Source organism: Paenibacillus sp. CH40, from assembly GCF_024213605.1.
Classification (GTDB): domain Bacteria; phylum Bacillota; class Bacilli; order Paenibacillales; family Paenibacillaceae; genus Paenibacillus; species Paenibacillus polymyxa_B.
Window position 1 is genome coordinate 870304 of record NZ_JANAVQ010000001.1, and the last position, 12810, is coordinate 883113.

Sequence of the window (12810 nt, forward strand, 5' to 3'; positions counted from 1 at the left end):
TAGAGAAAATATATTGATTTTCGACATGTTTTTGTATGTCCATTCCTAAAACGTAAATGTGGTCGTCATTGCTCTGCCGCCGCGGGCATGATATGGTGAAGCGTAGTGGAATGAAGGGAAGAGTGAAAGGCATGGACGAAAAAAATACGGATTATAGTGCCAAAAAAGGAGCATTACTGGAGCAAGGGCTGATCAGCCCGCAAGCTCTAGAACTCATCACTGAGCTGGAGACAGAGCTGAACTTTCTGCGCAAGCAAAATGAATCATTTCGCAAGGCGCTGCGAGCCAAATCAGCACAAAGTCCAAGGATGTCTACCAAATTACGAGATGCACTGTATGAATGATATGGAAAGATATCTGGATTAAAGGGTTAGCTTTTTTGTTGCCTATGCCTAAACGCTATATTTTGTACAGTGAAATAAAGAGAGTACAATAAGCTATATATAATCAATTGTTAATGGAGGAGAAACATGACTATACATTGTGATGTCGCTATTTTGGGTGGAGGAACCGGGGGGTATGTAGCAGCCATTCGTGCCGCCCAGCTAGGCAAAGAAGTGGTTATCATCGAAAAGGACAAGCTTGGCGGAACCTGTCTGCACCGTGGTTGCATTCCGAGTAAGGCCTTGCTACGCAGTGCGGAAGTATATGCCACGATTAAAGAAAGTGCACAATACGGTATCGAGACATCGGGAGCACAGCTTGTATTTCCCAAGGTTCAGGAACGTAAGGAAGCCGTTGTGGAACAGCTGCATCAGGGCGTTCAATTTTTGATGCGTAAAAATAAAATTACGGTACTGAGCGGTAAGGGACGCGTGATTGGTCCGTCTATATTTTCTCCAAAAAGCGGGGCAGTTGCCGTGGAACTAGAAGATGGTGAGATGGAAACGATTGTTCCTGCACATCTCATTATTGCAACAGGATCACGCCCGCGTGTGCTGTCCGGACTAGAGCCAGATGGCGAATTTATTCTGAGCAGTGACGAAGCGTTAACGATGGAAGAGCTGCCAGCATCCCTGATTATCGTGGGCGGTGGTGTTATTGGCGTGGAGTGGGCTTCCATGCTAAATGATTTTGGCGTGGAGGTTACGGTGGTTGAAGCTGCGAATCGACTTATTCCCACTGAAGACGAAGACGTTTCGCGTGAAATGCAGCGCTTGTTAACCAAACGTGGTGTCAAGGTGCTGACGGGTTCACAAGTGCTGGCTAAAACATACGGCAAAGATGAGGAAGGTGTGCAGATTGACGTGCAAAAAGGGGAAGAAACCGAAACCCTCAGCGCTTCCAAACTGCTCATTTCTGTAGGGCGTCAGGCAAATGTGGAAAATATCGGGCTGGAAAATACGGATATCCGCGTAGAGCGTGGCTTTATCTCAGTTAATGAACATTTGCAGACGAATGAACCACATATTTACGCCATTGGGGATTGCATCGGCGGCTTACAACTGGCGCATGCAGCGAGCCATGAAGGTTTGCAGGCGGTTCATCATCTGGCAGGCGAAGATTTTCACAGTGTACCTAACCATCTGATTCCGCGGTGTATTTATACACGTCCTGAAGCCGCAAGCGTCGGCTTAACGGAGCAAGAAGCCCGCGAGCGTGGACATCAGGTGAAGACAGGGAAGTTCCCTTTTCAAGCTATCGGAAAATCGCTAGTATACGGCAGTCGGGACGGCTTCGTCAAAGTAGTGGCCGACGAGAAGACCAATGATATTCTCGGTGTACATATGATCGGTACGCATGTGACGGACCTGATCAGCGAGGCGGCTCTTGCGCAACTGCTGGATGCTACGCCGTGGGAAGTCGGACAGCTTATTCATCCGCATCCGACGTTGTCGGAGATTTTGGGAGAAGCGATGCTGGCCGTTGATGGACAGGCGATTGGCATATAAACGTTTCAAATAAATCGGTGCTTTTCTTTTTGGGGAGAAAAGGATTATAATGGGGTTAGTCAGAGTTTAGTACCAGGTTTTAAGACAAGATGGTACTAGGTACTGGAAGTAGGATGTTTGACACTTAAGGAGGTGCCTCAATGAGTTCTAAAGGCGCTGTAGACGCTGGCTTCAGACATGAACAGCTGGGACTTACTCACGGACAAGTTATTGATATGTACAGATATATGTTGCTCGCAAGAAGATTTGACGAGCGCAACATGCTCCTGCAACGGGCAGGGAAAATTAATTTCCACGTTTCTGGCATTGGACAGGAGGCGGCACAAGTAGGTGCAGCTTTCGGTCTTGACCGGGAAAAGGACTATTTTCTTCCCTATTATCGGGATTATGGATTCGTGCTTGCGGTAGGAATGACGCCGCGCGAACTGATGCTGTCGGCATTTGCTAAAGCAGATGATCCCAATAGCGGTGGTCGCCAGATGCCAGGACATTTTGGTAGTAAACGGCTGCGTATTGTGACAGGCTCCAGCCCAGTAACAACACAGGTTCCGCATGCAGTAGGTGTAGCTTTGGCTGCCAAAATGCAGAAAAAGGATTTTGTATCGTTTGTTACGTTTGGAGAAGGCTCCAGCAATCAGGGAGATTTTCACGAAGGCTGTAACTTTGCTGGTGTACAAAAGCTGCCAGTCATCATTATGTGCGAGAACAATCAATATGCGATATCGGTTCCGATTCATAAACAGTTGGCAGGCAAGGTAAGCGACCGTGCTTTGGGATATGGATTTCCAGGGATTCGAGTCGATGGTAATGATGCATTGGCGGTATATGCGGCGGTGAAGGAAGCACGCGAACGTGCTGTCCGCGGTGAAGGTCCTACGCTGATCGAAGCCATGATGTACCGACTGTCTCCTCACTCCACCTCGGATAATGATCTGGCTTATCGGACCAAGGAAGAAGTGGATGAGAACTGGGCCAAGGATGGCGTAGCCCGTATGAAAAGCTACTTGATCGAATGCGGCATTTGGGATGAGGCCAAGGATGCGGATCTGTCGGCTGAGCTGCTGCTCGAAGTCAAGGAAGCGATTGAATATGCAGATAAAGCGCCTTTTCCAAAGCCCGAAGATACGCTGCTGCATGTGTATGCAGATAGCGATGGGGAGGGCCGGTAACGATGGCGATTATGGAATATATTGATGCGATTCGTCTTGCCATGAAAGAAGAGATGGAGCAGGATGAAACGGTTTTTGTATTAGGTGAGGATGTCGGGGTGAAGGGCGGCGTCTTTACAACGACAAAGGGGCTTATGGACCAATTCGGTGAGCAACGTGTCATGGATACGCCATTGGCTGAGTCGGCTATTGCCGGGGTTGCGATTGGTGCGGCCATGTACGGAATGAAGCCGATTGCCGAAATGCAATATTCGGACTTCATGCTTCCGGCGACCAATCAGATTATTAGTGAAGCTGCTAAAATCCGCTACCGCTCTAACAACGATTGGAACTGTCCTGTGGTAATCCGCGCGCCAATCGGTGGTGGGATCTTTGGCGGTTTGTATCACTCTCAGTGTCCAGAATCGATCTTTTTTGGTACGCCGGGTTTGAAAATTGTTGCTCCCTTTACCCCTTATGACGCAAAAGGATTGCTGAAAGCAGCCATTCGTGACCCTGATCCGGTGCTGTTTTTTGAAAATAAAAAATCCTACAAGCTGATCAAGGGTGAAGTGCCTGAGGATGATTATATCGTTCCGATTGGCAAGGCTAATCTATTACGTGAGGGTGACGATATTACGGTCATCGGTTATAGCCAGCCTTTGCATTTTGTCATGCAGGCTGCTGAGGAATTGGAGAAGGAAGAAGGCATTACCGCACATGTTGTGGATTTGCGCACACTCCAACCGCTGGACCGCGAAGCCATTGTTGAGGCTGCACGACATACAGGTAAGGTATTAATCGTGCATGAGGACAACAAAACGGGCGGCATCGGTGCCGAGGTATCGGCTATTATTAATGAGGAGTGTCTGTTCGAGCTGGATGCGCCGATTGAGCGTCTATGTGCTCCTGATGTACCAGCCATGCCGATCAGTCCACCGATGGAGAAGTTTTATATGTTAAACAAGGATAAAGTTAAGGAAGCCATGCGCCGTCTTGCAATGTATTAATATAGGGCAGATTGGACGAAAGCATTCCAAAAGTATAGCGGGGGTAGCGGAAAAACGCGCCCTCCTATGATGTTAAGGAGTTGAAAAAATGTCAGACCAAACACAATGGAACGACGTGACCATGCCACAATTGGCAGAATCGCTCGTATCGGCGACAATTGCCAAATGGCTTAAACAACCTGGTGAAACGGTAGAGCAATTCGAGCCGATTTGCGAGGTTATTACAGATAAAGTGAATGCAGAAATCCCATCCACGTTGGACGGCATTATGGGTGATCTGTTGGCAGAGGAAGGTCAGACAGTAGCGGTAGGAGAGTTGATTTGCCGTATCCAGACGAAGTCGGCTGCACCTGCGGCGGCATCAGGGGCGACACCTGTTGCACCAGCATCTCAAAGTACCGTACAAACACAATCTCAGCAGAGTGCTGGATCGGATCAGTCCATGAGAGGACGTTTTTCCCCAGCGGTGCAAACCCTGGCTGCTGAGCATAATGTGGACTTAAGCCAAGTACCAGGCACGGGCATGGGGGGAAGAATTACCCGCAAAGACGTGCTGAATTATGTGCAGCAGGGCGGTTCTGCTCCTACTGGAGTATCTGGACAGCCGACTGCGACGACATCAGGACAAGGCTCTCCTTTTGCAGGAAGACAGCAGTCTGCCACTCAGCAAGGTACACCGATTCAAAATATGGACCCTGCTATTCCGGTTCGTAACAGTGGGATTCATTTGACGGAGGCTCCAAAAGCCCCTGTGATCGAAGTTGAGGGTGGCAACAATAACAGATCCGAGTATTTTATTGATGTTACACCCATTCGCAGTGCAATTGCTCGCAATATGCGACAAAGCGTTTCCGAAATTCCACATGCTTGGACGACGATTGAGGTGGATGTGACCAACCTGGTGATGCTCCGCAACAAGATCAAAAACGAATTTAAGCAAAAAGAAGGCATTAACATTACGTATCTGGCTTTCCTCATGAAAGCAGTCGTGAATGCAATCAAGGAATATCCGATTATGAATTCGGTCTGGGCAGTGGACAAAATTATCGTCAAAAGAGACATCAATATTTCGCTAGCCGTAGGTACGGAGGACTCCGTTCTAACCCCTGTTATTAAAAAAGCGGATCAGAAAAATATTGCTGGATTAGCTCGTGAAATTGACGATTTGGCACGTAAAACCCGGGAAGGCACGCTCAAACTGGACGACATGCAAGGCGGAACGTTCACTGTAAACAACACAGGCTCCTTTGGTTCAATTTTATCTTATCCGGTGATTAATTATCCGCAGGCTGCAATTCTTACCTTTGAATCCATTGTCAAAAGACCCGTGGTTATTGATGATATGATTGCGGTCCGCTCGATGGCTAATTTGTGCTTGTCGCTGGATCATCGCATTTTGGACGGGGTGATTTGCGGACGATTCTTGCAACGGGTTAAAGAAAATCTAGAAGGCTACACCTTAGATACGAAGCTGTACTAATCATCCGAACAGTGGGGGAAATGTACGGAGAGGAAGTGACAGGCCGTGAACAGACGACCGCTTGATGTAACCTATACGAATAGGATGGAATATGCCCATGCATGGGATGTCCAGAAGGAGATCGTGGGAAAGCTGGATGCAGGAGAGGCAAGAGAAACGCTTATGCTTCTCCAGCATCCGCCGACCTATACGATTGGTTCTCAGCGGCATCCTGAACATCTGCTCCTCACACCAGAGCAACTGAAGGAGCAGGGAATCAGCGTCTTTCAGATTGACCGTGGGGGAGATATTACATATCATGGGCCGGGGCAGCTTGTCGGATATCCTCTACTTATGCTCGGCAACCGGGAGGCGCTGAATCTGCACGGATACCTTCGAAGTCTGGAAGAAGTGATCATCCGGTTGTTGGCATCTTATGGAGTTGAAGGAAGCCGTAAGCCTGAATATACGGGGGTATGGATCGGGAATCTTAAAATTGCGGCCATTGGCGTCAAATTTAACAAGTGTAAGCACCGTCGGGGCTTCGTAACCAGCCATGGCTTTGCCTTTAACATCAAATCAGGGATACAGCATGAGGGCTTTGAGGGTATTGTCCCGTGCGGAATTCAGGAATACGGTGTGACATCATTGGAGGACTGCATACAGAAGCCTATATCGGTGGAGCAGATTGCGAAGGAAATTGTACCGTACTTTGAACAGCAATTTTCATTTGTTGCGCAATGGCAAACGCATTCTTTCCAATAAAGTAAGGCGGGCTATTGTGTATCTACACGGAAGCCCGCCTGTTTGCTTTACGTAACAGCTCGTCCACTTCAAGGCTTCAATAGTGCCTTAGAGCAGCCGGATACCTTGAGCGGTAATTTATTATAGTGGCATAATAAACGGCTCAATTACCATGAACAGCGTAGAACCAATCATAGCTGCGAGCATAATGTAGACGAAAAAACGAACCCATTTTTTGTTCGACATGTGTAACTCCTTTAGGATAGGTTTAAGTCATAGATAAGAACATCTATCCGTATTGTAGCGTAATCGGGAAAGAGAGGAAAGTTTAATGACAGTAAAAGTAGTAAAAGACCGAATCGTACAGGAATTTATGGAACTCGTACAGGTGGATAGCGAAACGAAAAATGAGCAGGAAATATCACGTGTTCTAAAAGAAAAGTTTAATGCACTCGGGCTGGAAGTAATGGAAGACGATTCTCGTGAAAGAACTGGACATGGCTCAGGCAATCTGATCGTCACCTGGAAAGCGGAAGGTGTAGAGCAAGCACCTAAATTGTTTTTTACCTGCCACATGGATACCGTTACTCCGGGTAAAGGCATTAAGCCACAGTTGGGTGAGGATGGCTGGATTCGTAGTGACGGTTCAACGATTCTGGGGTCTGACGACAAGGCGGGAATTGCTGCTTTGTTCGAGGCGATTCGTGTCGTGCGCGAGCAGAATATTCCCCATGGTCAAATCCAATTCGTGATTACGGCTGGCGAGGAATCTGGATTAATGGGTGCACGGGCGATGAAGCCGGAAGTGCTAGATTCTGATTTCGGATATGCTTTGGATTCAAATGGTGAGGTCGGCTCTATTTGTATAGCTGCCCCAACGCAGGCACGTATTGAAATGAAGATAACTGGGAAGTCCGCTCATGCGGGGGTAAATCCCGAAGATGGCATTAGTGCCATTCAGGTCGCTTCTAAAGCAATTTCTAAAATGAAACTAGGACGGATTGATAAGGAAACGACCGCTAACATTGGCAGTTTCGAGGGCGGCGGCGCGACAAATGTGGTATGCGATTTTGTATTGATCCGTGCAGAGGCTCGTAGTATTGTGCAAGAAAAGGTTAATCATCAAATCCAGCATATGCGTGAAGCACTGGAAACCACCACACGTGAATTTGGTGCACAGGGAGAGTTCCGCAGTGAAGTCATCTATCCGGCATTCAGCTTTACGGAGCATGATGAAGTTGTACAGGTTGCTCAGCGTGCGATTCAAAGACTGGGACTGGCAACGCCAACTTTCCATTCCGGTGGTGGCTCAGATGCTAATGTATTCAACGGGCTTGGAATTCCTACGGTGAATTTGGCTGTGGGCTACCAGAACATCCATACAACAGAGGAAAAGATTAAGGCCGATGACCTGGTGAAGGTTGCTGAAGTTGTCGTAGCTCTGATTCAAGAAACCACAAAATAAATTTGTATTATACACTTGCAACATACTGAAAAAAGGTTCAGGTTAAAGACAGGAACAGCGTTCCTTCGTCTTTAGACCTGAACCTTTTTTGGAACAGCTAGCGAAGCGATGGTGGCTGTAGGGCCATGTTCCTTTTGCCATTGACGCAAGAGTGCTTGAATCTGCCAGGCTTTACCAACGATATGGAGGGTGCTTTCAGTACGGTAGCTTTTCATTTCTGCATCTCCTCAGGACAGGAAGTTTGTTATTCTACCACCAGCATATGTACAAAGTGGACAAGTTAGACTAACTTTGGTGATAATTAATAAAGAAAGATAGATATGAAGGAGGAAACTTACCGATGAACGAGCAAACGAACGGACAATTGAACAATCCAACAAACGATGCACATCGCAAGCCTTATTCCAATCCTGCGCTGGAGGAAAAGACCGTGTCCACACAGCCTATCTTTGAGGGAAAGGTCATTACATTACAGGTAGACACGGTAGAGCTTCCCGACGGCTCCACTGGCAAGCGTGAGATCGTAAAGCATCCAGGTGCGGTGGCTGTTTTGGCACTACATGAAGGGAAAATGCTGGTCGTGGACCAGTACAGACAGGCGATGGGGCGCTGTGAGGTAGAAATTCCTGCAGGTAAGCTAGAGCGGGGTGAAGACCCGATGGAAGCAGCGGGGCGTGAGCTGAGAGAAGAGACAGGTTATACTGCTAAGTCGTTGAAGCTGCTGCACTCCTTTTATACCTCTCCTGGCTTTGCGGATGAAATCATTCATCTGTATGTGGCCGAAGAACTGGAGTTAGGTGAGATGGAACCGGATGAGGATGAATTTCTGGAGCTGTTTGAGGTGACGCTGGAAGAAGCACAGACGCTCATTCGTGAAGGACGGATTAGTGATGCTAAAACGATTCTGGCCGTCTATGCATGGCAACTCCGCCAACTTACAGGGAGCTTCTAAGCGTATGGATGAAAATATAGTAGAACTTAACGACTACTTTGCAGACTTGCATATTCATATTGGCAGGACAGAGAAGGGAAATCCGGTCAAAATTAGTGGCAGCCGCGATCTGACCTTTGCCAACATAGCTAAGGAAGCCTCCGGTCGCAAAGGAATTGGGCTGATCGGTATCATTGACTGCCATGCACCTAATGTACAGGAGGATATTCGTACCTATTTACATACGGGTGAAATGAAGGAAATCAGCGGCGGAGGTATCGCATACCGGGATACGGTCATTCTCCTTGGCACGGAGCTGGAAATACGTGCTGAAGGTCGTCCTGAGGCGCACGTACTGGCCTATTTTCCAGATCTGGCGGCGATGGAGGATTTTACCCAATGGCTGGCCCGGCATATGAAAAATGTTAATCTCAGCTCACAACGAATCTATGTACCGCCACGCGAGTTGCAACAGCAAATTTACGGACGTGGAGGCATTATGGTGCCTGCGCACGTCTTTACTCCTCATAAGGGCATATACGGCAGTTCAGCGGCTCGTATGGAGGAACTGCTGGATATGGAGCTCATCAGTGGGGTGGAGCTGGGGCTGAGCGCAGATTCGTCTATGGCCGGTTTGATTTCGGAACTGGATCGCTTCAGCTTTCTCACGAATTCAGATGCCCATTCACTTGGGAAAATCGGACGAGAATACAATAAATTATCACTGGCAAAGTCGTGTTTTGATGAATTCAGAATGGCTTTGGAGCGGCGGGAAGGACGACAGGTGCGTGCCAATTACGGATTAAATCCGAAACTGGGCAAATACCATCGTTCTTACTGTCAAAGCTGCGGTACGATTATTGACGAGCAACAGATGGCGGATGAACGTTGCCCTGACTGTGGTCATACCAAGCTTGTGCGAGGTGTGTTGGATCGAATATGGAGCATTGCCGACCGTGAGCAACCCATGATTCCGCCCCATCGTCCGCCGTACATTTACCAGATTCCACTGGAGTTTATTCCAGGTCTGGGCAAAGCCAAGCTGAACCAGCTATTGGCTGCATTTGGAACAGAAATGAATATTTTACATGAGGTTACACAGGAGGAGTTAGCAGCAGTCGTCGGAAAAGTGCTGGCAGAGCAAATTGTGCTTTCACGCGAGGGGCGACTGTCGCTTGTATCCGGTGGTGGTGGAACATACGGCAAAATAGCTAAGTCCTAGTAAAGTCTTGTCCCTCTAAAGGCATATCAGCGTCTGCTTGTTCATAACCATAAATTATCTATGCCGCTGGCCTGGCACATCATTCGTGATGTTTGATCTGCAGCGAAAGCTACCCCATTTCTAGCCATCAGCCGTCGGATTACGGTTGTTTTTTGGACAAACAAGCAGATGAAAGGGGCAGGACGCCGATGCAATGGTTTCGTCATACGTTAAAGGATCAGACGCCGTATTATGTTTTCTTGGCTGTGCTGTTTCTGGTGGGAGTCGTCTTTGGCGCACTTATGGTAAACGCGCTTTCGCTGGAGCAGTTACAGGATTTGTCCCGTTACCTGAAGGATTTTTTTGTAACGGTCAATCAAAACGAACAGGGCTTCGCTGATTCGCAGGCGGCCTCGACCTTTTGGGATAGCGTATCTTTACATCTGAAATGGGTCGGCCTAATTTGGGTGTGTGGTCTTTCGGTTATTGGTCTACCGGGCATTCTTGTATTGAATTTCCTCAAGGGTGTGCTAATCGGATTTTCAGTAGGTTATATGGTGGGGCAATATTCGTGGAAAGGACTGCTATTTTCTTTGGTTTCAGTTGCTCCCCATAACCTGCTCGTGATTCCGGTACTGCTCGTCTGCAGCGTGGCTGCGATGACTTTTTCCATCCATATGATCAAAACCAAAATACTCGCTACCCGGCCGTCAGACGGAATGCTACGTCCGTTGCTGTCTTACGCAGGATTGACTGCTGTGATGATGGTGCTTCTTATTGGTAGCGCGTCCTTTGAAACTTGGATCACCCCGGTTATGATGCAATGGGTCACTCCTATGCTGACAGCTTCCGTGTCATCTTAATCCGTTTCAAAATGTTTGACTTTATTTGTATAGACCCCCTATAATAATAGGAGTGAAAAAAGTGCAGTAGGCAGTAGCTTTGCAGGGGGAGGGAGACACATGGAAGCACGGATCGAAAAAATTAAGCAGCAACTACAATCCCAGGGCTACAAACTAACGCCTCAGCGGGAAGCCACCGTCAGAGTTTTACTTGAGAACGAAGATGATCATCTGAGTGCGGAAGATGTATTTATGCTCGTCAAAGAGAAAGCTCCCGAAATCGGTCTGGCAACCGTATACCGTACCCTAGAACTGCTAAGTGAACTGCATGTCGTGGAGAAAATTAATTTTGGTGATGGCGTTGCGCGTTATGATTTGCGCGGCGATACAACCAAACATCACCATCACCATTTGATATGTGTGCAGTGTGGCAGTGTAGATGAAATACTGGAAGATTGGCTTGGACCATTGGAGGAGCGCCTGGAACGGGAATATAATTTTACCGTAGTGGATCATCGTTTGGACTTCCACGGTATTTGTTATCGTTGTAAGGCGAAGAACGATACGACCGCTCAGAAATCTTTGGGCAAATCCAAAAAAAACAAATCTCAGGACTAAAAGCTGACTACCCAAGCTCTCACCGACGAAGATGCGTTCGGGAGAGCTTTTTTGGTTCGGGATCTGTTGTTCGGGATTAAGCGGTATAAAAAGGAATAGCTTGTCATACCCTTCCATAGAGAGTCCTAATTAGGGCCATATTCTGGGGAAAAGGCGGCTGATCCACATGGTACTATCGTTGCGGAGAGGACTAAAATGGCTGCGTTTGGTAATCTTGTTCGGGGTACTGGCATGTATGTTCTTTCTTAGCCTCAGGCTGTTTACAGATTGGATAACACCTGTAGATCATTACCGAATACCGGAAGGACATGCAGTTAAGGTATTTGGCGGACAAAAAGTAAATGAAGGGTCCGAGCATCGAATAGCAGTGTTGGAACGTTTACGTTTCTTTTACTGGTATGGTGAATAGTCTAAGTAATCGGTCTTGATGAGCTTATGAAATGAAGGCAGCACACGAAGAAGCAGACGCTGAGACTGAACCGCTGTATGCAGAACAAGGAGACTTTTGGAACTCATGAAAATGTACATTCAACCTTTCGCTCAATATATGGAAGAGGAAAAGGGTTTGTCGCGCAGCACTTTGGAAGCGTATCAACGAGACGTACAGCAGTTTGTCGAGTTCGCAGAAAGCTGTGGTATTGAGCAGCCGGATAATGTCCAACGGTCACATCTGGTACTGTATTTGGGCCATTTGAAGGAACAGGGAAAAGCTGCGGCGACGATATCACGTAGCGTCGCCTCCATTCGCTCCTTTTTTCATTTTCTTATTCGGGAGGGAATTACGATCCATGATCCGTCCGTTCTGCTGGAGTTGCCTAAAGCGACTAAAAAGAAGCCCTCGGTGCTAACGCAGGATGAGATAGAGCGTTTGCTGGCCGCGCCAGATGTGACTGCCCCGCAAGGGGTGCGAGACAAGGCGATGCTGGAGTTGTTATATGCGACGGGCATTCGCGTATCGGAGCTGATTGCCCTTAACGTGCGTGATGTGCGCACCGATCTGCGCTTTGTGCACTGTGGCGGCGAGGCAGGCAAGGAGCGTGTTGTACCGATCAGCCGTGAGGCATCACAGTGGGCACAAGCCTACATGGACGAGCAGCGTCTATTATTGCTGAGATCCGGGCAGGGTGAAGAAGCTCAGGTAGAGCAGGAAGCCATGTTCCTGAACGTATCTGGACAGCGTCTCAGTAGACAGGGCTTCTGGAAAATGATCAAGAAGTACGGCCAGGAAGCAGGCATAAGCGAGGATATCACGCCCCACACGCTGCGGCATTCCTTTGCGGTACATATGCTGGAGGGCGGAGCGGACTTACGCTCTGTACAGGAAATGCTGGGTCATGCTGATCTGTCAACGACGCAGGTATATGCGCAGACGGCAAGACGGAATATGAAGGAAGTATATGAAAAGCATCACCCGCACGGCGGCAACCGCACTTCTCATGAAAGCAAAGATCGAACGTAACGATACTTTACTTTCATAGAAAATGTGATAATGACTATAAC

General features: G+C 48.0%; 15 protein-coding genes. 13 read left to right on the forward strand and 2 right to left on the reverse strand.

Annotated elements, in window-relative coordinates:
- Positions 1-110: 110 nt before the first annotated feature.
- From NLX73_RS03675 to lipB, 6 genes are all read left to right on the forward strand, one after another.
- Positions 111-344, forward strand: a complete 234-nt coding sequence (locus NLX73_RS03675) for a hypothetical protein (RefSeq protein ID WP_013310799.1) — start codon at positions 111-113, stop codon at positions 342-344.
- A 126-nt stretch (positions 345-470) separates the two neighbouring features.
- Complete coding sequence (gene lpdA / locus NLX73_RS03680) at positions 471-1892, forward strand: dihydrolipoyl dehydrogenase (RefSeq protein ID WP_134904810.1); 1422 nt, start codon at positions 471-473, stop codon at positions 1890-1892.
- Positions 1893-2032: 140 nt separating this feature from the next.
- On the forward strand, positions 2033-3061 hold the full coding sequence (locus NLX73_RS03685; protein WP_025723034.1) for a thiamine pyrophosphate-dependent dehydrogenase E1 component subunit alpha: 1029 nt from the start codon (positions 2033-2035) through the stop codon (positions 3059-3061).
- 2 nt (positions 3062-3063) lie between these two features.
- Positions 3064-4050, forward strand: a complete 987-nt coding sequence (locus tag NLX73_RS03690; protein ID WP_039270974.1) for an alpha-ketoacid dehydrogenase subunit beta — start codon at positions 3064-3066, stop codon at positions 4048-4050.
- Positions 4051-4138: 88 nt separating this feature from the next.
- Positions 4139-5530 (forward strand): dihydrolipoamide acetyltransferase family protein, encoded by a 1392-nt coding sequence (locus tag NLX73_RS03695; RefSeq protein WP_254325385.1) that lies wholly within the window; start codon positions 4139-4141, stop codon positions 5528-5530.
- A gap of 45 nt (positions 5531-5575) precedes the next feature.
- Positions 5576-6274 (forward strand): lipoyl(octanoyl) transferase LipB, encoded by a 699-nt coding sequence (gene lipB / locus NLX73_RS03700; RefSeq protein WP_039270978.1) that lies wholly within the window; start codon positions 5576-5578, stop codon positions 6272-6274.
- 120 nt (positions 6275-6394) lie between these two features.
- Here the strand turns inward: lipB and prli42 are convergent, their stop codons facing one another.
- Positions 6395-6499 (reverse strand): stressosome-associated protein Prli42, encoded by a 105-nt coding sequence (gene prli42, locus NLX73_RS03705; RefSeq protein ID WP_023989226.1) that lies wholly within the window; start codon positions 6497-6499, stop codon positions 6395-6397.
- Positions 6500-6584: 85 nt separating this feature from the next.
- On the opposite strand from prli42, the gene NLX73_RS03710 reads away from it, so the two are divergent.
- Positions 6585-7718 (forward strand): tripeptidase T, encoded by a 1134-nt coding sequence (locus tag NLX73_RS03710; RefSeq protein ID WP_039270980.1) that lies wholly within the window; start codon positions 6585-6587, stop codon positions 7716-7718.
- Between the two features lie 71 nt (positions 7719-7789).
- Here NLX73_RS03710 and mciZ read toward each other — a convergent pair whose 3' ends face one another.
- On the reverse strand, positions 7790-7933 hold the full coding sequence (gene mciZ, locus NLX73_RS03715; RefSeq protein WP_076159536.1) for a Z-ring formation inhibitor MciZ: 144 nt from the start codon (positions 7931-7933) through the stop codon (positions 7790-7792).
- A gap of 125 nt (positions 7934-8058) precedes the next feature.
- Here mciZ and NLX73_RS03720 point away from each other — a divergent pair, with 125 nt between their 5' ends.
- The 6 genes from NLX73_RS03720 (at position 8059) to xerD (ending at position 12769) form a co-directional block, all read left to right on the forward strand.
- On the forward strand, positions 8059-8670 hold the full coding sequence (locus NLX73_RS03720) for an NUDIX domain-containing protein (RefSeq protein ID WP_061829249.1): 612 nt from the start codon (positions 8059-8061) through the stop codon (positions 8668-8670).
- A 4-nt stretch (positions 8671-8674) separates the two neighbouring features.
- The gene (locus tag NLX73_RS03725) at positions 8675-9871 is read left to right on the forward strand and encodes an endonuclease Q family protein (protein WP_254325386.1); all 1197 of its coding nucleotides are present in this window, start codon (positions 8675-8677) and stop codon (positions 9869-9871) included.
- A 188-nt stretch (positions 9872-10059) separates the two neighbouring features.
- A complete protein-coding gene (spoIIM, locus tag NLX73_RS03730) occupies positions 10060-10713 on the forward strand; it encodes a stage II sporulation protein M (RefSeq protein WP_023989222.1) in 654 nt (217 codons plus the stop codon).
- Positions 10714-10812: 99 nt separating this feature from the next.
- A complete protein-coding gene (fur, locus tag NLX73_RS03735; protein WP_039270985.1) occupies positions 10813-11310 on the forward strand; it encodes a ferric iron uptake transcriptional regulator in 498 nt (165 codons plus the stop codon).
- 166 nt (positions 11311-11476) lie between these two features.
- Positions 11477-11719 carry a YqzK family protein gene (locus NLX73_RS03740; protein WP_061829247.1) on the forward strand — a complete coding sequence of 81 codons (243 nt, stop codon included), beginning with the start codon at positions 11477-11479 and terminating at the stop codon, positions 11717-11719.
- Between the two features lie 105 nt (positions 11720-11824).
- Positions 11825-12769, forward strand: a complete 945-nt coding sequence (gene xerD, locus NLX73_RS03745) for a site-specific tyrosine recombinase XerD (protein WP_254325387.1) — start codon at positions 11825-11827, stop codon at positions 12767-12769.
- The last annotated feature ends 41 nt before the right edge of the window (positions 12770-12810 follow it).